This window comes from Pseudomonas sp. HN11 (assembly GCF_021390155.1).
Lineage (GTDB): Bacteria > Pseudomonadota > Gammaproteobacteria > Pseudomonadales > Pseudomonadaceae > Aquipseudomonas.
Genome location: NZ_CP089985.1, coordinates 3,103,353 through 3,122,816 on the forward strand (window position 1 = coordinate 3,103,353; position 19,464 = coordinate 3,122,816).

Sequence of the window (19,464 nt, forward strand, 5' to 3'; positions counted from 1 at the left end):
CCACTACCGTAGGACGCTTTCAGCGTGCGCGCAATGACCTCAGGCAGGCTTCAATGACCAGCCTGTACGATGCCAATCCAGGTAATGCGTTGGCTTGATTGATTGAATGAACGCCGCGTCATGGGACACCACCAGCATTGCCCCGGTAAAACCGCGCAGCGACTGTTCAAAGGCCATCACCGATTCCAGGTCCAAATGGTTGGTCGGTTCGTCCAGCAACAGCAGTTGCGCCGGCACTTCGCGCCATAAGGCAATCGCCATCGCGGCCTTCAGGCGTTCGCCACCACTGAGCTGCCCAGTGGGTTGAGTCACGCGCAAGGCGTCCAGCTGCAGCAAGGCCAGGCGCGTACGCAATTGGCCTTCGGCCAGCGGCGTGTCGAGCAGGCTCAGTTGTTCGATGATGGAGCGTTGATCGTCCAGCAGCGCGAGGTGCTGGTCGATGTAGGCGCTGGGCAGGTGCACATTGCATTCGCCCTTTGCAGCGTACCATTCGCCAGCGAGCACCTTGAGCAGCGTGGACTTGCCGCATCCGTTAGGCCCACGCACGGCGACGCGCACGGGACCTGCCAGATGCATAGTGAGGCGGGTCGACGGCAACCATGGCAGCTGTGCGTCGACCATCGATAGCACCTGTCGGCCGTTGGGCACCGCAGACGCGGGCAATGCCAGCAGCGTCGGTGTTTCGTCCTCGACCCGCTCATAGGCCTGACGCACTTGGGCATCCAGTTCGTGTTTGTGCTGCCAGTGCGCACTGCGCACAGTGCTGACGATCTGCGTGGCGGCGCCTTTCCAGCGCGCCTTGGTGAAACGGTCGACGTTGGCGGTTTCTGCGTGTTTGCGGGAGCGCGCGGCGTTGCGTTGCAGGCTGTCGTGGTCCTTTTGCAGGCGCCGCCGTTCGCGGCTGCGCTCCAGTCGTGCATGGTCCAGCGCAGCGATAGCGGCTTGTTGTTCGGCATCGCGCTGCAGGCGATAGGCATCGTAATTGCCGCCATACAGGTTTACGCCGAGGGGCGACAGTTCGATGATGCGCCCCATGGCGTTGAGCAATTGGCGATCATGGCTGACGACTACAAGACCACCAGGCCAATCATCGAGTACACGCAACAGCCAGGCGCGGCCGTCGCTGTCGAGGTGGTTGGTGGGCTCATCGAGCACCAGTAATTGTGGCGAGGCCAGCACCGCGCCGATGACCGCGACCCTTGCCAATTGGCCGCCGCTGAGTTGGTCGGTTGGAGTCTCAAAAGACAGCCGGGACAATCCGGCTACGTCCAGGGCGCTGCGCAAACGCTCGGCCAGGTCCCAGCGATCATCGATCAATGCCAGGTCATCGACCTGCGCTGCGCCTTCGGCCATACGGTCAAGGGCGGCCAATATCGCAGCAGTGCCAGTGAGAGTGGCGACCGTTTCCCCCGGCGCAACCACGACGCTTTGCGCTACATAGATCGTATGAGTGGGGCCAGTCAGTGAGCCAGAAGAGGGAGACAGCAGGCCGGCGATCAATTTGGCCAGGATACTTTTACCGCGGCCATTACGCCCTACGATACCGGTAGGCGTGTGATCGATGGACAGGGTCAGGTCATCCAGCAGGATCTCGCCATTGGCGAACTGGAAACTCAGGTGTTGCAGGGAAACAAGCGTGGGCAGCCGGTTGACGACAGTCATCAGCACCTCCAAAAAAATGTCAGAAAGGCCAACAAGCGCGCTGGGCGGCCTGTTGCAGATACATTTTGGAAGGCTTAGTTGTTCACGTCGGCGGTCGTCCCGTTAGTCAGAAGGGAGGCACAGCCTAACCCGTCTTGGCTTTTTTCGGCAAGTCTGCCGCCAGTTGTTCAAGGAACATTGCCAAGGCCACTTCTTCGGCCTTGAGCCCCTTGCGCATGCGCGGCTTGGGCAATTTGGAAAGTTCGCCCAGGCTGAAATGCTCCAGCACGGCGGGGTGGATGTAGCACTTGCGGCACACGGCTGGGGTATTGCCCAACTGCTTGGCGACGTCCTTGACCATCGCCACCACGTGCCTTTTGGCATCGGACTCGGGCTGCCACTCCAATTCGCGCAATACCGCCAGCGCCATGGCGGTGCCGGCCCAGGTGCGGTAGTCCTTGGCCGTGAAATCGGCGCCGGTGAGGCTGTGGAGGTAGTCGTTAACGTCGCTGGAGCTGACGGTGTGCCGTTCGCCGTCTTCATCCAAGTACTGGAACAGGTTTTGCCCCGGCAACTCCAGGCAGCGCTTGACCACCGTGGCCAGGCGCCGGTCCTTGACGCTGATCTGATGCTCGACGCCGCTCTTGCCGCGAAACTGGAACTGGATCTCGCTGCCTTTGACGTCCACATGGCGGGTGCGCAGGGTGGTCAGCCCATAGGACTTGTTGTCGCGCGCATACTGGGTATTACCGACGCGGATCAGCGTTGCGTCCAGCAACATCACCACGGTGGCCAACACCTTTTCACGGGTGAATCCCGGCTCGGCGATTTGCGCTTCCAGCTGCTTGCGCAGTTTTGGCAGGGCTTTGCCAAACTCTTGCAGCCGCGAGTATTTATCCGTATCACGCACTTCGCGCCAGCGCGGATGATAGCGGTATTGCTTGCGGCCGCGCGCATCGCGTCCGGTGGCTTGCAGATGGCCGCGCGGGTCGGCGCAGATCCACACATCGGTGTAAGCCGGCGGTACGGCGAGAGCATTCAGGCGCTTGATTTCGTCGGCATCGGTGATGCGCTCGCCTTTGGGGTCGAAGTATTGGAACTTGCCCCGCAGCGTCTTGCGGCGGATGCCGGGCTGTGTGTCGTCAACGTAGTGCAGGTCGCGGGGCAGTGCAGAGTCGGACATGGGGCGATTTCCTTGGCAACAAATCAGGCCGGTATGTCTGATGGACCGCAGCCGTTTGCGGTCGTGCCAAAAGGTTGCTTACGCCAATACAGCGACAGCCTTGATCTGTGCCCACAGCGTCTGGCCGGGGTGCAGTTGCAACTGGTCGCGGGAGAAACGTGTGATGCGGGCTAGCAATGGCGTGCCAGCGGCGTCCAGGCGCACCAGCACGTGGGCACTGTTGTCCGCCGCAATCTCCTGGGTGACCGTCACCGGTAAGCGGTTGAGGATGCTGCTGTGTTCCTCCGCTTGCAGACTGAGGCTCACGTCACGTGCCTGCACCTTGATACGCAACGCTTTGCCTACTGTCAGCGGCGCATGGGCCACGCGCATATGCAGGGTGCTGGCGGGCAGTTGCAGGGTGAGCAATTGATAGTGATCGTCATAGGCACTGACCGTACCGTGGATAACCACGCCCGCGTCGTCGCCCAGCGCCAGGGGCAGGTCGAGCCGCGCCAGGGTTGCAGCGATGGGGCCGCTGGCCAGGGCCTTGCCGTCGCTGAGCAAGACAACGTGATCGGCCAGGCGCGCCACTTCATCCTGGGCATGGCTGACGTACAACAGCGGGATATCCAGCTCATCGTGCAGGCGTTCTAGGTACGGCAGGATCTCGCCTTTGCGCTGGCTATCGAGCGCGGCCAGGGGTTCGTCCATCAGCAGCAGGCGGGGGCTGGTGAGCAAGGCGCGGGCGATGCCGACGCGCTGGCGCTCACCGCCGGAAAGGCGCTGGGGATGTCGGTCAAGCAAGTGCCCGATGCCAAGTAATTCGGTGGCCTGGGCCATATCCACACGGCGCTGCTGGCGGGGAATACGCTTGAGGCCAAACGCCAGATTGGCCTTAACTGACAAATGTGGAAACAGGCTGGCTTCCTGAAACACGTAACCCAGGGCGCGTTTATGGGGAGGTACGAACAGCCCGTTGCGGCTGTCCTGCCAGACTTCGTCATTAATCTGGATAAAGCCGTCTTCGGCGCGCTCCAACCCCGCGATACAGCGCAGGCAGGTGGTTTTGCCGGAGCCGGAATGCCCGTAGAGCGCGGTCACGCCGCGACCTGGCAAGTGCAGGTCCACATCCAGTGCAAAGCCCGAGTACTTGAGGTGCAGGCGTACATCAATCATCGACATCAGCTCCAGCCCATCCTGGTTTTACGGCTGGAATAGAGCGCCAGCAACACCAGGAACGCGAACACCACCATGGAGCCTGCCAGCCAGTGGGCCTGGGCATATTCCATGGCTTCCACATGGTCGTAGATCTGCACGGACACCACCCGGGTCTTGTCCGGGATATTGCCGCCGATCATCAGCACCACCCCGAACTCACCGACGGTGTGTGCAAAACCCAGGATGGAGGCGGTGACAAAACCTGGCCGCGCCAACGGCAGAATCACCGTGAAGAACGTGTCCCAAGGATTGGCGCGCAAGGTCGCGGCCACTTCCAGCGGGCGAGTGCCGATGGCGCAGAAAGCGTTCTGCAACGGCTGCACCACAAACGGCATGGAATAGATCACCGAGCCGATGACCAGCCCGGCGAAGCTGAAGGTGAGGGTGCCCAGGCCCAGCCATTGGGTGAACTGGCCGAAGTAGCCATTGGGACCCATGGTCAATAACAGGTAGAAGCCGATCACCGTCGGTGGCAACACCAACGGCAAGGCGACGATGGCGCCGATCGGGCCGCGCCACCAGGAGCGGGTATGCGACAGCCACAGGGCAATTGGAGTGCCGATGACCAGCAGGATCGCGGTGGTCAGTGACGCCAGTTTGATGGTCAACCAGATAGCGGAAAAATCGGCACTCGATAACGGCATTTACTTGGCCAACTCGTAACCATAGGACTTGATGACGGCAGCGGCTTCAGGCCCCTTGAGGTAGTCGACCAGCGCTTTGGCGGCGGCGCTGTCCTTGCCTTTGTTGAGGATGACCGCGTCCTGTTTGATCGGGTCGTGCATGGCGGCGGGAACGATCCACGCCGAACCGCTGGTGACTTTGCCGTCTTTGTAGATCTGCGACAAGGCCACAAAGCCCAGCTCGGCGTTGCCGGTGGACACGAACTGATAGGCCTGGGTGATGTTCTGGCCTTCAACGATCTTGTCCTTGACCTCCTCGGTCAGGCCTTTCTTGGCCAGCACTTGGGTGGCGGCGAGGCCATAAGGTGCGGCTTTCGGGTTGGCGATCGACAAATGTTTGAATTCGTTTTTCTTCAGGACTTCGCCTTTGGCATCGACATAACCTTCTTTCGCCGACCACAGGGCCAGCGTGCCGACGGCGTAGGTGAAGCGCGAGCCTTTGACGGTGTCACCTTCGGTTTCAAGCTTTTGCGCGGTGGTGTCGTCAGCGCTCAGGAACACTTCGAAAGGCGCACCGTTCTTGATTTGTGTATAGAACTGCCCGGTAGCGCCGTAGGCCGCGATCAGTTTGTGGCCGGTGTCTTTTTCGAAGCCGGCGGCAATCGCCTGGATCGGTGCGGTGAAGTTGGCGGCGACGGCCACCTGGACTTCATCGGCGTGGGCCGAGCCAAAGGCGAGGGCGGCAGCCAGGATGATCAGGCGTGAGGCGTGAATCTTCATGAAGCAGCTCCTTTGAGGGTGTACGGCTTGTTATAGGTAAAAGGCCTAACCGCTATGTATGGGAATATATAGCGGTAGGCCATTGCCGGTACAGTGCAAAGTTGCCACGGGTTCTACGGGTTGAGTTTGGCCAGTGCCTGCTCAGCCAGTTTGCGGGTTAACGCATAGGTGGTGGTGTCTTTGCCCAGGCGCAGCGCCTGGCCAGCCCACAGGTTGCTGAAGCCCGCTTCATCCTTGGCCTTGAGCGGTATCAGCGCACCACCGGCGGTTGGGAATGCGGGAGCTGCCGGGTTGATGGCACCCAACTCACGCATCACGCGGTTGACGATACCCCGTGCCGGGCGACCGGTGAACAGGTTGGTCAGCGCGGTTTCGCTGGCCTGGGCATGGCGCAACGCATGGTGGTGGGACGGGGTGACATTGGCTTCAGGGGTAAACAGGTAAGCCGTGCCGATCTGCACTGCCGATGCGCCCAAGGCAAAGGCCGCGACAATCCCGCGCGCATCACCGATACCCCCGGCGGCAATCACCGGCACGCTCACGGCGTCGACCACTTGCGGCAGTAGAGCGAACAGGCCGATCTGGGTATTGAGGTCATCGCTGAGAAACAAGCCGCGATGCCCGCCCGCTTCACTGCCCATGGCGATGATTGCATCGCAACCCTGTTGCTCAAGCCAGATGGCTTCTTCCACCGTGGTGGCCGAGGACAACACTTTCGCCCCGGTAGCTTTCACCCGATCCAGCAACGATTTTTCCGGCAGGCCGAAGTGGAAGCTGACGACCTCGGGGCGGAACTCTTCGACGACCCGGCAAGCCGCTTCGTTGAACGGCTCACGGTTGGACACCGGCGTTGGGGCTTCAAAATCGGCACCCAATTCGCGGTAGAAGGGTTCCAGCAGGTCCTTCCATCGGCGGTCCCGCGCGGCGTCGGGTGCTGGCGGTTGGTGGCAGAAGAAATTGACGTTGACCGGGCGGGGGCTGGCCTCGCGGATGGCTGCCAGCGCTTCGCGCAGTTGCTCAATGCTAAGCGCGGCTGCCGGCAATGAGCCCAGCGCTCCGGCTTTACTGGCCTCGATGACCATCGCCGTAGTAGTGCCCACGGCCATGGGTGCCTGGATGATGGGCAGTTCGATCCCCAGCAGGTTGATAATGCGGGTGTCTGGCCAGGTGCTCATGGAATGTCTCTCCAGCGTTAGTGAGGCTTTTCGCTGTTTTAACAGGGCCCATGACACCCGGCCACTCTGTTTTATTCACTGGACGAACGGCGCGTTTCGTGGTGTGCCATCAGTTGATGGCGTCTCCCAGTACCGCGTGAATCCGTTCGGCAATGTGGGCCGCATGGGTTTCCAGGGCGAAGTGGCCAGTGTCGAGCAGTTCCACCACGGCGTTCGGGTTGTCGGTTTTATAAGCGTGGGCACCCGGCGGAATGAAAAATGGATCGTTCTGACCCCAAATCACCAATGTCGGCACTTGCTTGGCGCTGAAGAAGGCCTGAAACGCCGGGTACAGCGTCAGGTTGTTACGGTAGTCGAGGAACAGGTCGAGTTGGATCTCGTCGTTGCCCGGACGCTGCATGAGCAGTACATCGAGCATGTAGGACTCCGGCGCCACCCACTCGGGCTGATTCACTCCGTGCAGGTACTGATAGCGCGTGCCTTCCAGGCTGATCACCGCAGTGCGGATCACTTCGCGGTTGGCCTGGCTTGGTTCGGCCCAATAAGCACGGATGGGGTCCCACGCATCTCCCAGACCTTCCAGGTAGGCGTTACCGTTTTGCGACACCAGCGCACTGACCCGTTCAGGGTGAGCCACAGCCAGGCGCAGACCGACGGGAGCGCCATAATCGAAAACATAAAGCGCATACCGGCTCAGTTCCAGCGCCTCGACAAAATGCCCGACGGTGATCGCGAGGTTATCGAAGCTGTAGCGGTAATCACGTTCGGCCGGTACTTCGGTGAAACCGAAACCAGGCAAATCCGGCGCGATCACTCGAAAGCCTGTGGCAAGCAAGGGGATCAGGTCGCGGTACATGTGCGACGAACTGGGAAAGCCGTGCAGCAGTAAAATCACGGGGGCAGAGGGTGCGCCGGCTTCGCGATAGAAGGTCGCCGAGTTTCGCAAGCGCAAGCTGGGTTAAACCTTGTTTTCTCGCTCCAGCAATCGTTGCTTACGCTCTACGCCCCAGCGGTAGCCCGAGAGTTCGCCATTACTGCGCACCACGCGGTGGCAGGGGATGGCTACCGCGATGCTGTTAGCACCACAGGCCTGCGCCACAGCACGGAAAGATTTCGGTGCGCCAATTCGCTCTGCGATTTGCGCGTAGCTGGCCGTACTCCCCGGTGGAATCTCGCGCAACGCTTGCCAAACGCGCTCCTGGAACACTGTGCCGCGTAGATCCAGTGGCAAGTCCAGGCCAAGCGCAGGTGCTTCGACAAAACCGACGACCTGCGCAACCAGTTGTTCGAAACGCTGGTCGGCGCCCACCAGTTCGGCCTTGGGAAACTGATCCTGCAGGTCATGTACCAATTGATCGGGATCATCTCCCAACAGAATCGCGCACACGCCACGGGCGCTTTGTGCCACCAGGATCGCCCCCAGCGAGCATTGCCCGACGGCGAACAGGATCGCAGTGTTGGAGCCGCCGGCTTTGTAGTCGCTGGGTTTCATGCCGAGAAGCTGGTCGGCCGACTCATAGAAACGGCTGTTGGAGTTGAAGCCTGCGTCATACAGCGCATCTGTAACCGAGTGCGATCCCTTGAGCCCATCCCGTACTTTGCGCGAACGGTGGGCCCCGGCGTAGCCCCTGGGTGTCAAGCCGGTAATGGCTTTGAACACGCGGTGAAAGTGAAAGGGGCTCAGCTTGGCTCCCGTGGCCAGTGTGCTCAGGCTGGGGGGCGTGTCAGCCTGTTCGATGTGTCGGCAGGCGTCTGCCACCAGTTGCGCGTAGTGCGCCGCCAGTTGGGTCTGGTCCCCGGCGGCGCGCTTGCTGGCGCGATAACCCGCGGCTTCGGCCTGCGCCGGAGTGTCGAAGAACTCGACGTTTTCCGGGCGCGGCAAACGCGAAGCGCTGCTGGGGCGGCAGTACACACCGGTGGTCTTTACACCGTAGACGAACAGCGCATCAGCCTTGGAGTCACGGGCGAGAATGGCGGCCCAGCGGGGGTCTTGTTCGGTAGTCATGGTCGGCACTCTTGACGGATCCTGGCCAGATTAACCCTGCCACGAACGCCTGGCACTCTGAAGCTTGCGGTCAAATCAGCCGGCGGTGCGAAACGTGAGATTGATACGTTGCGGGCCCATGATCGGATGCACACCTTCCTTGATCGGCATCACTCCGTGAAACCGCAGGCGATCCACGCCGCCCCAGACCACCACGTCGCCATGGAACAGCGAGACTTTCTGGGGCTTGTCACTGCGCTTGTGGCCGCCAAACTGGAAAGTCGCCGGCAAGCCAAGTGACACAGATACCACCGGTTCGCTATAGCGGCGTTCATTCTTGTCTTGGTGCAGCGACATTTTGGCGCCGGGCACATAGCGGTTGATCAGGCAGGCGTCAGGGACAAAGTCGGGAAAACCGGCCTCTGCCGCCGCGAGTACAGCCAGTTGGCGCAATATGTCTGGCATCTGCGGCCATGGCTGCTGGCTGCGTGGGTCAAGCGGCGAGTAGCGGTAACCGGAGGTGTCGGTGGTCCAACCAAGATCGCCACAACTGCTCAATGCCGCCGACATGGTAAAGCCACCGGGCGTCACCATCTGCCGAAACGGTGATTGCGACAACACCCGCCGCAGTTCCGGTAGAAGGCGCTCAATCCAGGGCAGGGCGTAGCCTCGTAACACATATGACTGCTCGCCAATTTGCTCACGCCCTGCAGGTTGCCGCAGGGCGTCGTCGGCGAACAGGTCAGCGGTGGGGCCTGGCATCGGCTTACAGCGCCTTGCTCACATTGATGTCGGTGATTTCATCACTGGCATCGTGAATTTTCGCTAGGGCTTGCATGGCTTCTTCCACGCTATTGGTGTGCAGTTGGGCGAACTCAAAGCGGCGTTCGCCGTTGAGCTTGTACTTGATCACGTATTTGGTGGTAGTCACGGCTATTTCCTGTGAAGTGTTCCAATCAGCTCAGTTTGGAGCTGGTACGACGCACAATGCGGATCTTGTGGGACAACGCGGGCTTGCGGGTCACGCTGATAGCGCGGCGGGTGACGACATCCAGGGTGATGTTCCAGAAACCGGTGCTCGGCGCGGTGATTTTGGCGGGAAACTTGTCGAAGGCGCCACCGTGATAAGTGTGACGGCCGCCATTTTTGAAGCTGCGAAAATTTGCATCACTCATCAGACGGATATTACAAGTCTGCGAGCATTCGATGACGACAATGTCTCCCTCGTTGAGGTGCTCGCGCTGGTGGATGAATTTCATGGGGGGTGTCTCCAGAAGGGCTTTTTCTGAAAAATCAGAACGATACGTAGGTTAAGATGGAGTTTATCAGCCCCAGCGCGTTTATTATCGGCCCGTCTTCAATGACGTCGACAATTTAAAACAGTTATTTACCGAGTTATCAGGGATAAATCCTACTTGGGCGGGAGAAATTTACCATCCCCGCTGTCGTAGGGTCTTTATCGGAGGTTTTAGTATGAAGTGGAGTGTGTTGGTTCTGGCCCTGGCGATTGGTGGGTGTGCTTCGGTTGCAGATATCAAGCAGACCCCTCCGACCCTGGCGGTCATTTCTGGGAAGAAGCCACAGGAATACGCCGCCTGTGTGGTTCAGAAGTTGTCGGCGACCCGCCGTCCGCCGCAGATCGAGCCCCATAAGGATGGCGGTGTGCAGGTGATTGTGCCGCAAAAATTCTCGGCCGATCCGTCGGCGATTTTCGAAATCGATGAACGCTCCAGTGGTAGCAGCATCAAGCTCTACGAGAGCATGTCCAATGTGCCGATCCGTCCTGGTGATGTGAAGAAGGCTGGCGAAGAGTGCATTTCCGGCTGATAGAGCCTGCTTCATGCCGCAACGTCTAATCCGATAAAAAGCCTGGCCCTGCGTTCGCGGTGCCAGGCTTTTTTGTTGCGCGTTTTGGGAGTTGTCGCGGCTCGATCATTCCCCTACTATTTGTAGGCTTATGCCATATATGCCTAAGCATATAACTATAAGGATGGAGCCGTGATGATGTCTTTGGAACGAGTATTGATGGGCAGTGCGCTCATGTTGCTATTGGGTAGCGCCCACGCGCTGGATGGGAAGAAGATCTTTACCGAGGGGGGCTCGCAACCAGGTGCCATGCCCTGTGTGGCCTGCCATGGCGCTGATGGCGCCGGGATGGCTGCGGCGGGGTTCCCCAGGTTGGCGGGGTTACCCGCGGGGTATGTGCGTAAACAGCTGGAAGACTTCAAAAGCGGCAGTCGCACAAACCTGGTGATGCAACCGCTGGCTAATGCGCTGACTGATGCCGAAGTCGAAGCGCTCAGTCAGGCGCTGGCTGCAATGTCTAGCCCTGTGCCGCAAGCGGTTCATCGCAGCGAAATGCCTGCCAGCGCCGCGCAGAAGCTTGCGCAACAAGGTGCGTGGGAGCGCCAGATTCCAGCCTGTGCCAGCTGTCACGGGCCGTCAGGTACGGGCGTCGGGGACGCCTTTCCACCCTTGGCCGGCCAACCCGCCGTCTACCTGGTGGCGCAGTTGACCGCTTGGCAAAACGGAACCCGCCACAACGATCCGAATGACTTGATGGGGCATATTGCAAAATCCCTCACGTTGGAAGAGGTGCAGGGCGTGGCCGAGTATTTCGCGTCACTGAAAATGGAGGCCAAGCCATGAGCCCGTTCATGTGGATCATGGGCCTATTGGCGATGCCGTCAGCCCACGCCGCCCAGATCGCCATGGAGGACCAGTCGCAGCTGCAGCCTTCCGCGAGCCACGCGGCTGTCACGCAGTTCCAGCCACCTCAAGAGCGTGAGCTGCCTGACAATGCCTACGGCAAGCTGGTCAAAGAAGGCTACGCATTGTTCGTCGATACCAAGCGCCTGGCACCGAAATTTGTCGGCAATGGGCTCAACTGCAGCAACTGCCACCTGGATCAGGGCCGCCTGGCCAATTCGGCCCCATTGTGGGGTGCTTACCCGATGTACCCGGCTTATCGAAAGAAGAACGACAAGGTCAACACCTTCGCAGAGCGGTTGCAGGGGTGTTTCCAATTCAGCATGAATGGCGGCACACCTCCCGCCGCTGATAGCCACGAAATTACTGCGCTGTCGGTGTATGCCTACTGGTTGGCCAGCAAGGCGCCATTAGGTGTGGAGTTACCTGGACGCGGTTATCCGGACGTCGCGCAGCCTGCCAAGGGTTACGACTTGACTCAGGGCGGCGAGGTTTACAAAGGGCAATGCGCTGTTTGCCATGGTGTCGAGGGGCAGGGCCAGAAGGTGGGCGACAGTTACGTGATGCCGCCGTTGTGGGGTAAAGACTCCTACAACTGGGGTGCCGGGATGCACCGCATCAACACGGCCGCGTCCTTCATCAAGCACAACATGCCACTGGGCAAGGGCGGCAGCCTGAGTGACCAGCAAGCCTGGGACGTAGCGGCCTACGTCAACAGCCACGAACGGCCACAGGATCCGCGGCTGGTTGACGGTTCGGTGGAAAAAACCAGGGTCAAGTTCCACGCCAATGACGGTGTCAATCTCTACGGCCAGACCGTAGAAGGCGTGCTGATCGGACAGGGCATCCGTTAAACTGTTGCCCGATCAATGCAAGAATGCCGCGCAAACCCTCGGTTTGTGTGGCATTTGTCTTTTTGGGGAAATCTTTCATGAAGCGTGAACACGTCAGAGCTTGCCAGGCCGAAGGCCAGATATCGGCCACTCACATCATCCAGAACCCAGCCGATCTGGAGGAATGGATCGTGTTCTTCAAGAAAAGCGGCGGCCGCAGTTTTTTCCTGGTGGATGATCAGGACGAAGTCGAGTCTTTCCCAAGCCTGGATGACCTGGTGGAGACCATCCGTGGCCTGGGTATCAAGTTTGCCGATATTCAGCTGTAGGCTCGACGCTTACTTGCAGACCACCACCACACTGCGGCTTTTGAAGTTGCCCACGTCCTGGCCGAGGGTTTTTTCACTTTCCATGAGCGACGGCGTGCCTTCGGTGCCGACGATGCGGTAACCGGTGCCTGCGCAAGAAGCATCAGCCTTTTCGTAGCAACTGGCCCAGGAATTGGCTTCGCCGGAGCAGTCGATGGTCAGGCCTTGCTCACCGTTTTTCAGGTAGACGTCAGACGTGGTGGTGCATCCGGCCATCAGTGCCAGTGTTGCGGTCAGTGCCAAGGTCTTGTTCATAGTGAGGTCATCGGGGTAAGGGAGGGCGCTGACACAGGTGTGAGGCGGCTGCAGGCAATTATAGCGAACTGCCACTTGTGCAGTCTCACAAATAAATAGCGAGACTGCACTGTCCTTCGTCCGAATAGATGATTGCGGATTTTATGGCACACCCATTACGAGCACCCCACTTCCGGTAATCGACCCAGCGGCAGGTAGGGATCCGGCTCGTCGAACCAGCGAAAAGGTCACGTCATCTCCGCCCACGCTGTTGGTAATTTGAGTCAGGAAAGAACCATTGACTGGAACCGCAGTCCCCCCACGAACCATTGCTGTGCCGACGTCCGCATTGGTCATCCGCAGGAGGCGTGTATTAAAAGTGGAGGGCGTGCCTTTGTAAGTGATAGTGATCGGCGAGGTAATCCCGCCGTCCGGACATGAATAGGTGAGTCGGCGGTTATGGGTGATGGGCGTTGTCAGCGGGTCAGTGCCTATAGCCCTCTGGGCGACAGTGCCGAAGTTTACTTCGATCGGATTATTGTTGTTGATCGTGCACGTTGAGGGTGAGATGGAGAAGTTGTTGGCCGCGGTGTACGTCAGCGCAAGCCTTGAACTGCCACCGCTGTAATTGTTGGTCTGGAGGAGATTTAACCTGCCCAGGACATCCCCGATTCGAATATCGATAGGGTTTGTCGGGTTGTTGCGTACCAAAATATAGGGCGTTACATCAACCGGGACGCCCAGGCGATTGTTAGGCATGCTATTGATACGGATGTCATTCGGTACGGGGGTGTTATGGTAAGACCCATTGATTCGCAAGCCGGTGCCCTGGCCAGTGAATTTCGGACCGGGCACCCAAGCCGGACCGACCCTTGCCGACGTGTTCCAATAGTCGGTATACCAAGGTTGACTGGCAGGAAAGAAGGAAAATCGGCACTCAAGCCTTACCCCTTCGAGCATGATACGGGCGCGGTCCGCACTTTGTTGTACGGTGACGGGGACCTGCAGGTTTATCGTGCCGCCATCACCTACCACTATCCACGTTCCGCCATTCACACGGCAATCCGTTGCGTTAGCGGTGGTCGCCGAAAGCATCGATATGAGGAGCGCTGTGGCTCCGTAGAGTCGTTTCATTTTTATATCTCATGGCCTATCTATCCGGACTTCGCCCACGAACAGGCTTTACCGTTGCCCAGAACAGATGTGAGGTTTGTCTGAGCCGGTCAGGGATAGTCCAGCGTGAAAGTTGAGGTCACTGTGTACGCGCCATGACCAATGGTTTGATCCCTGATGGCCTCCGGCTCACCCTGTACGTAGGCTTTGAGTTCAATCACATTGCTGCCATCGCTCAACACCTGTTCATCGCTGACGGTATTCACGGGCAGCGGCTTGTTGTTCGGCGTTTCCAGGCCGATCCCGATGCCCGAGGCGCTGCTTCCTCCATCCAGCGCGAACAGCCCAGGCAGTGCCATGTTTTCGCGACCGCCGAGCGTGATGGTGACTGTCTTGCCAATGGTGGTATCGCAGTCCTCCAGGTGCACCTTGAAGTCCTTGCCCTGCGTGCGGGTGTTGATATAAAGGTGCTTGCTGGTCACGTCCCAGATTTCCAGCGTGATCGCATCGTCGCCCGGGCGAATGGTGCAAGCCTCCTCAACCAGGTTTCCCTTGAAGCGAAGGTTGTCCGCAGCATTCGCGCTGGGCGCCAGCCCGAAGGTCAGCAGTAACGCCACCCAGGCACATGTCCAGCCTTTATGAACCGTTTCATGTTGCATAAACGTGGCTCCTACTCGTATTCAGCCAACAGTGTGGCCACCGCTGCAAACGGCGCAGGGGGAAGCGTTGCACCCGGTTGTTTGATGGGTACAACTTCCAATCTCGGCGGAGACGAGAGGACGATGTCCATTGTCGTATTGAGCGGGAACGGCACGTTATTCTGGAAAACCCTGATACCCAATGCCGGCACGCTGCTCTGCACTGCTGTGCCATCAAACGCCGTGGGCGTTCCGTTGACGCTCAGCTTCAGCGCCCAGGGAAGGGTGGACGAGCCACAGTTGATGACGTAGGGAACCGCTTTGCGGTACTGCACACCGTCTACCCGCTTTACGCCCACGTCGCCAAAGTCGACTTCAATTGTGTTGCCTGCATCAATGGTGCAAGGCGGCGGTTCATTCAGCGTTCCGCTGAACGTCAGGTTGGCCGACGCACCATTGCATAGGCCCAGGGAGCACAAAGCGAGCAACGCTCGCTGCTGCCAACCAGTCATTGATCATTCCTCTTCATTGATAATCGACCACCAGAGTGGCGGCCGCATCAAAGGCGCCTCCGGTCAATGTGCTGCCCGCGCGTTTGACGGGCACCGCCTGCACCACCGGAAAATTCGGGTGGGTAAAATTGACTGCGGTATTGAGCGGCCAGTCGGCGCCATTCACGAACAGCTTTACCCCCAGGTCCGGTTTGCGGGTGACCAATACGCGATTGTCGAACGCGGCGGCCGTGCCCCTGAGTTCCAGCGTCAACGCGTTGCTGGCGGGCGAATCGCAGGTGACGGTGTAAGGCACCCCCCGACGATAATTGACGCCATCAACCCGTGAGGTTTGAAGGTCATTACCGAAAGGCACATCGAGCGTACTGCCGCCGTTAATCACACAGGGCGGCGGCGCGACGATCACCGCACGGATGGTCAGGTTGGTGTCGGCCTGCACACACTGGCTAACGGCCCAAAACAACCCACTGCTGATAAGAACGGCCCACGGGCCGGTTGTCTTAGCCATTGTCACGCCCTTACTCATAGTTGAGCTTGAAATCCACCACGGCCCTAAACGCCCCGCTGGTCAACGGTGCGGCGGTACGTGTGGGCTGAACGGTCCATGTCTGGGTGTTACTGCCAAGTGGCAACAACAGAGGTTCGCCCCTCGATCCCAGGTGTACATCCCGCCCCAGGGCGTCGGCCAAGCGCAGCCCCATCCCGGTGATGCCCTGCACTTTGATGAGCCGCGGGTCATCGGCATCGGCGGGTGCAACAAACATGACCGACAGCACTGGTTGAAAGGCGCTCCAGGTCAGGTTGCCCGTCCGTTCGCTGCGGATGCTGCCGGCGGTACGTTGGCAATCGGCAAAACGCAATTGGAAGGCTACGGGCCTTGCTTGATCGCCGGGGCGCTGTAACTGGCTGGCCGATACGGCCCCGAGGTCGATGGTTTGATGCAGTGAGTTCATTTCCAGTGCACAGGGAATTTCATGCATGCTCCCGGAAATGTTCAGCATCCCATTCATGCCCTCGACATCCTCGGCCTGTGCCCCCCACGGCGCGGCCAATAACAGTCCGCTCAAACCCTTAACAATGTGCCACTTCATGGTCTTCTCCAGCGGCCGGCGCTACTGATTGGACGTGGAGGCTTGCGCGTCCACCGTGCAGGTGTCGCCATTGCAGGTGAAGGCCATCAATGGACGTCCGCCGTAATCATTCACGTAAGCCAAATGTGGGGTTGTGCCGAGCGCTTTGGCCGTTACACCCAGAGTCAACTTGCCTTTTGGCGGGACCATCAGTGGCTCGAAGCCCGACACCGTCTTACCGTCTTTGGAACTGCGCGCATCTACCAGGGTTACGTAGTACGGCGTAGGGTTATTCACCTGGTAGCGCTCGCCATCGCGGATAAGGGTCAGCTTTTCCTGCCAGGGGTTGGACAAGTCTTGCTGGCTGGGAGCAATGGCCTGCGGCCGGTAGAACAATTTAATCCGGGTCTGCAGCGCAATTTGCAGGGTGTTGGCTTTATCGCTGCGCGGCGGAATTTCTCGCAAATTGAAGTAGTAGACCGTCTCTCGGTCCTGAGGCAACGATTTGGCCGCCGGTAGGGCCTGAACCTTCACCTGGCTTTGTTTGCCTGGTTCCACACGCTGAACTGGCGGCAGCACGATCAAGGGACTGGTGATTTTTTCGCCGGCTTCGTCTTCGATCCAGCCCTGAGCCAGATACGGTAACTGGGTGTTGTTATTGGTGATGCTTACGCTGGTGGCATCTTTGCTACCATCAAATATCACTCGGGTACGATCCAGACCAATGGCAGCGTTGGCGCTCTGGTTCAAGGCAAGGGCCAGCAGTGCGCAGGTCTGGATAAGGCGCGTGTTGAGCTTCATGAGGATGTTTTCTCCGTATCGGTGCGCTTCCCGGTCAGTTTTTCTTGCTCGGGCAGGGATTGATCTTTGGCTACCAGTTGGCAGCCCAGTTGCAGGGCCTCGGTCAAGGCGTCAGCGGGTAAAACGGCAGGGAGCGTGAGGGTGCATCGCTCAGCGCCTCCCCAACTGACGGTCATCTCTGCGCCAGGCTGTATGCCACTGAGGTAGACATTACCGCCGTCATTCACAATGCCGGTGTCCTGCTGTTTCAGGTTCTTCACCGTTGCGCCGAAGGGCGGTGCACTGCCATCCGGCAGGCGCAGCACAGCCATGGCTTTCTCGCCGGCAATCACAGGCAGGGATCGATAGCCAATAGCGCCTTCGGTCAGTGTGAGTTGCGTGACGGATTGGGTGGCTTCGACATTGCTTGGCAAATTTTCCAGATCGACACTGGCCGCCATGCGTTGGTAACTGCCGATGTCGGAAATGACCGCTTTGCCAAAGGCGTTGCTGCGCGTCGGTGCGCCGTAACCGCGTACAGGCACGTCGGCCACGCCACCGGTGTCGACCATCAGGCGAGTGCCACCCATGCTGTTGGTCCGATGCAGGGCCGCCCCCTGGGGGGTGAGTGTGGCGCCGCCGCGAGCAGACACACTGAGCGTGCTGTAGCCGTCCTTTTGCTGACTGGCAGCAAGATCGATATCGGCCTGGTCACCGATGTGATTCAGGTAGCCACTGGCGGATTTGTCACTGGCACTGAGCTGGTAACTATTACGTTCATCCAGGCGATCGCTGTAACGCGTTGAAAAACCGTTGTCGCCACCGGTTCTATTGGCGTCCATTGACAAAGTGCCGGTGCGTCCCAGCGGCAGGCTGACGGTCAATGCAACACCGTTATCCTTATAGTTGTAGTCCAGGGTGCGGTGTATGTTCAGGGACAGGCTCATGTTTTTGACCGTCCCAAGATTGAAGTAGCGTGACACCGCCAGATTCCAACGTTGCGTGGCCGCTCGCTCCCAATAAGTCTGTTTGTTGTAACTCAAGTAAACGGTGGTGCCCAGGTCGCGAAATTGCTTGTTGATCGTCGCCGTATACAAAGCTTTATTTCCACCAATAGGCTTCCAATCTTCTGTGTACCCGTCGTATCGGTAGCGTCCGGCGAGCTCACCGTTCTTGCCGTAATGGCGAGCGTCCAGGTATTCGCTCATACTCAAGTAGTTCTTTTCAGAAAACCGGTAGCCGGCAAATGTTATCTGGCTGTCGTACTGTTCGAAGTGCTTCGAATATTGCAGACGGTATGATTTACCCGACAACGTGTCATTCCAGACATTGGCATGAGCCTGGGTTGCATCCAGCGAGAGGGCGCCGAACGACAACAAGTCACGACCCACCCCGACCGATAACGCACGGTAGTTGTTATCGGTGATTGCGCCGCCAAACAACGACCACCCATTACTGACACCCCACGAGAACTCACCGGTACTGAAAAAGTCGCCATCCGCGCCATATTGAAGATTGGACGGCCGTCCCGCCGCGATCTTGTAACGAATGTGGCCCGGGCGAGTCAGGTAAGGCACGCCGGCGGTATCCACCTGGAAGGTATGGACCGAACCGTCCTGTTCTTCTACCCGCACGTCGAGCCTGCCGCTCACCGCGTCGTTCAGGTCCTGGATGCGAAAAGGTCCCGCAGCGACCAGGGTTTCGTACAGTACGCGCCCCTGCTGGCTGATGATGACCCTGGCATTGGTCTTGGCGACGCCGACCACTTCGGGTGCATAACCCCGCAGATTCGGAGGCAGCTGACTTTGATCTGAATTAAGCGCGGCGCCGGTAAAGCGAAAACTGTCGAACAGGTCTGAATACAGATAGTTTTCTCCCACAACCAACCGTGCTTTCAGCGCAGGAAGAGCTCGATACGCGTAGTAACGACTCCATTCCAATCGCGAATTCCGGGCCGACGCGTCGCGCTCCCGGTCGACCCGGCCCTGCCAGTCCGCCCTCAAGCGCCAAGCACCGGCATTGGCACCAAGCGTGCCGTTACCACTGATGTCGTTACGCGTCCGGTCATTCCTCTGGTGGCTTGTCTGGGCGGTCATGTTGTAGTCGAGCAGCAGCCCTGGGACCCCTTCATCCCAACGCGAAGGCGGGTCCCAGTTGATCGCGCTGTACTCAAGGTAAGCTTGCGGAAGGTTGATATTCAGCGTGCCAGTGGCCAGGTCGCCACTCACCTCCATGCCTGGCAGTGTCCGTACGTCAAGGCATTCCCCGCCTTTCCACCAAGTCAGTTCAGTGGCACTGGCTTCCTTGAGGCCCAGTTGTTCCACGATAGTGCGAGACAAGCAGGCTTCACTGCCTTTTGGATCATTATCGGGGGGGTAGAAAGCGACCGATTGCTCAGGAAGAGGCTGGTTGTTTAGTTGCACCACCATTGAATAAGTGCCAGGCAGAATAAAGCCGCTGCGGGCAAACTGCGACAAGTCAATATTAGTGCGATCATTCAGATCCAGAACATCAGTATTAAACTCAATATCCCCGGCACCCAATGCCGTGCCTGCTATGGACATTAACCCGCCAAACAACGTAGGGCAGAGCGTATGTTTGATCTTCAAAGCATTCAACAT

At 59.0% G+C, this 19,464-nt stretch carries 23 protein-coding genes; 4 read left to right on the forward strand and 19 right to left on the reverse strand.

Annotation, left to right across the window (positions count from 1 at the left end):
* Window positions 1-39: 39 nt before the first annotated feature.
* From LVW35_RS14110 to LVW35_RS14160, 11 genes are all read right to left on the reverse strand, one after another.
* Complete coding sequence (locus tag LVW35_RS14110; protein ID WP_233896314.1) at window positions 40-1,662, reverse strand: ABC-F family ATP-binding cassette domain-containing protein; 1,623 nt, start codon at window positions 1,660-1,662, stop codon at window positions 40-42.
* Window positions 1,663-1,786: 124 nt separating this feature from the next.
* Window positions 1,787-2,824 (reverse strand): DNA topoisomerase IB, encoded by a 1,038-nt coding sequence (locus LVW35_RS14115; protein ID WP_233896315.1) that lies wholly within the window; start codon window positions 2,822-2,824, stop codon window positions 1,787-1,789.
* Between the two features lie 78 nt (window positions 2,825-2,902).
* The gene (gene modC / locus LVW35_RS14120) at window positions 2,903-3,982 is read right to left on the reverse strand and encodes a molybdenum ABC transporter ATP-binding protein (RefSeq protein ID WP_233896472.1); all 1,080 of its coding nucleotides are present in this window, start codon (window positions 3,980-3,982) and stop codon (window positions 2,903-2,905) included.
* A 5-nt stretch (window positions 3,983-3,987) separates the two neighbouring features.
* Entirely contained in the window at window positions 3,988-4,668 is a 681-nt protein-coding gene (gene modB, locus LVW35_RS14125; protein ID WP_233896322.1) for a molybdate ABC transporter permease subunit, read from the reverse strand.
* Window positions 4,669-5,427 (reverse strand): molybdate ABC transporter substrate-binding protein, encoded by a 759-nt coding sequence (gene modA, locus LVW35_RS14130; protein WP_233896324.1) that lies wholly within the window; start codon window positions 5,425-5,427, stop codon window positions 4,669-4,671.
* A 113-nt stretch (window positions 5,428-5,540) separates the two neighbouring features.
* A complete protein-coding gene (locus tag LVW35_RS14135) occupies window positions 5,541-6,602 on the reverse strand; it encodes an NAD(P)H-dependent flavin oxidoreductase (RefSeq protein WP_233896325.1) in 1,062 nt (353 codons plus the stop codon).
* A 109-nt stretch (window positions 6,603-6,711) separates the two neighbouring features.
* Complete coding sequence (locus tag LVW35_RS14140) at window positions 6,712-7,554, reverse strand: alpha/beta fold hydrolase (RefSeq protein WP_233896327.1); 843 nt, start codon at window positions 7,552-7,554, stop codon at window positions 6,712-6,714.
* Between the two features lie 6 nt (window positions 7,555-7,560).
* Entirely contained in the window at window positions 7,561-8,607 is a 1,047-nt protein-coding gene (gene ada, locus LVW35_RS14145; RefSeq protein ID WP_233896328.1) for a bifunctional DNA-binding transcriptional regulator/O6-methylguanine-DNA methyltransferase Ada, read from the reverse strand.
* Between the two features lie 75 nt (window positions 8,608-8,682).
* On the reverse strand, window positions 8,683-9,348 hold the full coding sequence (gene alkB, locus LVW35_RS14150; RefSeq protein WP_233896329.1) for a DNA oxidative demethylase AlkB: 666 nt from the start codon (window positions 9,346-9,348) through the stop codon (window positions 8,683-8,685).
* Window positions 9,349-9,352: 4 nt separating this feature from the next.
* A complete protein-coding gene (locus LVW35_RS14155; protein WP_233896330.1) occupies window positions 9,353-9,517 on the reverse strand; it encodes a hypothetical protein in 165 nt (54 codons plus the stop codon).
* A 25-nt stretch (window positions 9,518-9,542) separates the two neighbouring features.
* Complete coding sequence (locus LVW35_RS14160) at window positions 9,543-9,845, reverse strand: DUF1883 domain-containing protein (RefSeq protein ID WP_003191319.1); 303 nt, start codon at window positions 9,843-9,845, stop codon at window positions 9,543-9,545.
* 214 nt (window positions 9,846-10,059) lie between these two features.
* On the opposite strand from LVW35_RS14160, the gene LVW35_RS14165 reads away from it, so the two are divergent.
* From LVW35_RS14165 to LVW35_RS14180, 4 genes are all read left to right on the forward strand, one after another.
* Window positions 10,060-10,413, forward strand: coding sequence for a hypothetical protein (locus LVW35_RS14165; protein ID WP_012724161.1), 354 nt, complete (start codon window positions 10,060-10,062; stop codon window positions 10,411-10,413).
* Between the two features lie 174 nt (window positions 10,414-10,587).
* A complete protein-coding gene (locus LVW35_RS14170; RefSeq protein ID WP_233896331.1) occupies window positions 10,588-11,235 on the forward strand; it encodes a c-type cytochrome in 648 nt (215 codons plus the stop codon).
* Window positions 11,232-12,149, forward strand: coding sequence for a c-type cytochrome (locus LVW35_RS14175; RefSeq protein WP_233896334.1), 918 nt, complete (start codon window positions 11,232-11,234; stop codon window positions 12,147-12,149). Before LVW35_RS14170 ends, LVW35_RS14175 begins: the two co-directional genes overlap by 4 nt.
* Before the next feature lie 77 nt (window positions 12,150-12,226).
* Window positions 12,227-12,457: a hypothetical protein gene (locus tag LVW35_RS14180; protein ID WP_233896335.1), complete on the forward strand. Its 231-nt coding sequence runs from the start codon at window positions 12,227-12,229 to the stop codon at window positions 12,455-12,457.
* Window positions 12,458-12,466: 9 nt separating this feature from the next.
* Here LVW35_RS14180 and LVW35_RS14185 read toward each other — a convergent pair whose 3' ends face one another.
* The 8 genes from LVW35_RS14185 to LVW35_RS14220 form a co-directional block, all read right to left on the reverse strand.
* Window positions 12,467-12,751 carry a hypothetical protein gene (locus tag LVW35_RS14185; protein WP_233896336.1) on the reverse strand — a complete coding sequence of 95 codons (285 nt, stop codon included), beginning with the start codon at window positions 12,749-12,751 and terminating at the stop codon, window positions 12,467-12,469.
* A 141-nt stretch (window positions 12,752-12,892) separates the two neighbouring features.
* Window positions 12,893-13,864, reverse strand: coding sequence for a fimbrial protein (locus tag LVW35_RS14190; protein WP_233896337.1), 972 nt, complete (start codon window positions 13,862-13,864; stop codon window positions 12,893-12,895).
* A gap of 89 nt (window positions 13,865-13,953) precedes the next feature.
* A complete protein-coding gene (locus LVW35_RS14195) occupies window positions 13,954-14,502 on the reverse strand; it encodes a fimbrial protein (protein ID WP_233896338.1) in 549 nt (182 codons plus the stop codon).
* A gap of 11 nt (window positions 14,503-14,513) precedes the next feature.
* The gene (locus LVW35_RS14200) at window positions 14,514-14,993 is read right to left on the reverse strand and encodes a fimbrial protein (protein ID WP_233896339.1); all 480 of its coding nucleotides are present in this window, start codon (window positions 14,991-14,993) and stop codon (window positions 14,514-14,516) included.
* Between the two features lie 13 nt (window positions 14,994-15,006).
* Window positions 15,007-15,501 (reverse strand): fimbrial protein, encoded by a 495-nt coding sequence (locus tag LVW35_RS14205; RefSeq protein ID WP_233896341.1) that lies wholly within the window; start codon window positions 15,499-15,501, stop codon window positions 15,007-15,009.
* A 10-nt stretch (window positions 15,502-15,511) separates the two neighbouring features.
* Window positions 15,512-16,084 carry a fimbrial protein gene (locus LVW35_RS14210; RefSeq protein ID WP_233896342.1) on the reverse strand — a complete coding sequence of 191 codons (573 nt, stop codon included), beginning with the start codon at window positions 16,082-16,084 and terminating at the stop codon, window positions 15,512-15,514.
* A 21-nt stretch (window positions 16,085-16,105) separates the two neighbouring features.
* The gene (locus tag LVW35_RS14215; protein ID WP_233896343.1) at window positions 16,106-16,864 is read right to left on the reverse strand and encodes a fimbria/pilus periplasmic chaperone; all 759 of its coding nucleotides are present in this window, start codon (window positions 16,862-16,864) and stop codon (window positions 16,106-16,108) included.
* A complete protein-coding gene (locus tag LVW35_RS14220) occupies window positions 16,861-19,464 on the reverse strand; it encodes an outer membrane usher protein (protein ID WP_233896474.1) in 2,604 nt (867 codons plus the stop codon). Before LVW35_RS14220 ends, LVW35_RS14215 begins: the two co-directional genes overlap by 4 nt.

What these genes read in the sequence shown, in the direction of transcription:
- LVW35_RS14110 (WP_233896314.1), bottom strand. Translation starts at nt 1,662, where the DNA reads ATGACTGTCGTCAACCGGCTGCCCACGCTTGTTTCCCTGCAACACCTG.
- LVW35_RS14115 (WP_233896315.1), bottom strand. Translation starts at nt 2,824, where the DNA reads ATGTCCGACTCTGCACTGCCCCGCGACCTGCACTACGTTGACGACACA.
- modC (WP_233896472.1), bottom strand. Translation starts at nt 3,982, where the DNA reads ATGATTGATGTACGCCTGCACCTCAAGTACTCGGGCTTTGCACTGGAT.
- modB (WP_233896322.1), bottom strand. Translation starts at nt 4,668, where the DNA reads ATGCCGTTATCGAGTGCCGATTTTTCCGCTATCTGGTTGACCATCAAA.
- modA (WP_233896324.1), bottom strand. Translation starts at nt 5,427, where the DNA reads ATGAAGATTCACGCCTCACGCCTGATCATCCTGGCTGCCGCCCTCGCC.
- LVW35_RS14135 (WP_233896325.1), bottom strand. Translation starts at nt 6,602, where the DNA reads ATGAGCACCTGGCCAGACACCCGCATTATCAACCTGCTGGGGATCGAA.
- ada (WP_233896328.1), bottom strand. Translation starts at nt 8,607, where the DNA reads ATGACTACCGAACAAGACCCCCGCTGGGCCGCCATTCTCGCCCGTGAC.
- alkB (WP_233896329.1), bottom strand. Translation starts at nt 9,348, where the DNA reads ATGCCAGGCCCCACCGCTGACCTGTTCGCCGACGACGCCCTGCGGCAA.
- LVW35_RS14160 (WP_003191319.1), bottom strand. Translation starts at nt 9,845, where the DNA reads ATGAAATTCATCCACCAGCGCGAGCACCTCAACGAGGGAGACATTGTC.
- LVW35_RS14165 (WP_012724161.1), top strand. Translation starts at nt 10,060, where the DNA reads ATGAAGTGGAGTGTGTTGGTTCTGGCCCTGGCGATTGGTGGGTGTGCT.
- LVW35_RS14170 (WP_233896331.1), top strand. Translation starts at nt 10,588, where the DNA reads ATGATGTCTTTGGAACGAGTATTGATGGGCAGTGCGCTCATGTTGCTA.
- LVW35_RS14175 (WP_233896334.1), top strand. Translation starts at nt 11,232, where the DNA reads ATGAGCCCGTTCATGTGGATCATGGGCCTATTGGCGATGCCGTCAGCC.
- LVW35_RS14180 (WP_233896335.1), top strand. Translation starts at nt 12,227, where the DNA reads ATGAAGCGTGAACACGTCAGAGCTTGCCAGGCCGAAGGCCAGATATCG.
- LVW35_RS14185 (WP_233896336.1), bottom strand. Translation starts at nt 12,751, where the DNA reads ATGAACAAGACCTTGGCACTGACCGCAACACTGGCACTGATGGCCGGA.
- LVW35_RS14190 (WP_233896337.1), bottom strand. Translation starts at nt 13,864, where the DNA reads ATGAAACGACTCTACGGAGCCACAGCGCTCCTCATATCGATGCTTTCG.
- LVW35_RS14195 (WP_233896338.1), bottom strand. Translation starts at nt 14,502, where the DNA reads ATGCAACATGAAACGGTTCATAAAGGCTGGACATGTGCCTGGGTGGCG.
- LVW35_RS14200 (WP_233896339.1), bottom strand. Translation starts at nt 14,993, where the DNA reads ATGACTGGTTGGCAGCAGCGAGCGTTGCTCGCTTTGTGCTCCCTGGGC.
- LVW35_RS14205 (WP_233896341.1), bottom strand. Translation starts at nt 15,501, where the DNA reads ATGGCTAAGACAACCGGCCCGTGGGCCGTTCTTATCAGCAGTGGGTTG.
- LVW35_RS14210 (WP_233896342.1), bottom strand. Translation starts at nt 16,084, where the DNA reads ATGAAGTGGCACATTGTTAAGGGTTTGAGCGGACTGTTATTGGCCGCG.
- LVW35_RS14215 (WP_233896343.1), bottom strand. Translation starts at nt 16,864, where the DNA reads ATGAAGCTCAACACGCGCCTTATCCAGACCTGCGCACTGCTGGCCCTT.
- LVW35_RS14220 (WP_233896474.1), bottom strand. Translation starts at nt 19,464, where the DNA reads ATGTTGAATGCTTTGAAGATCAAACATACGCTCTGCCCTACGTTGTTT.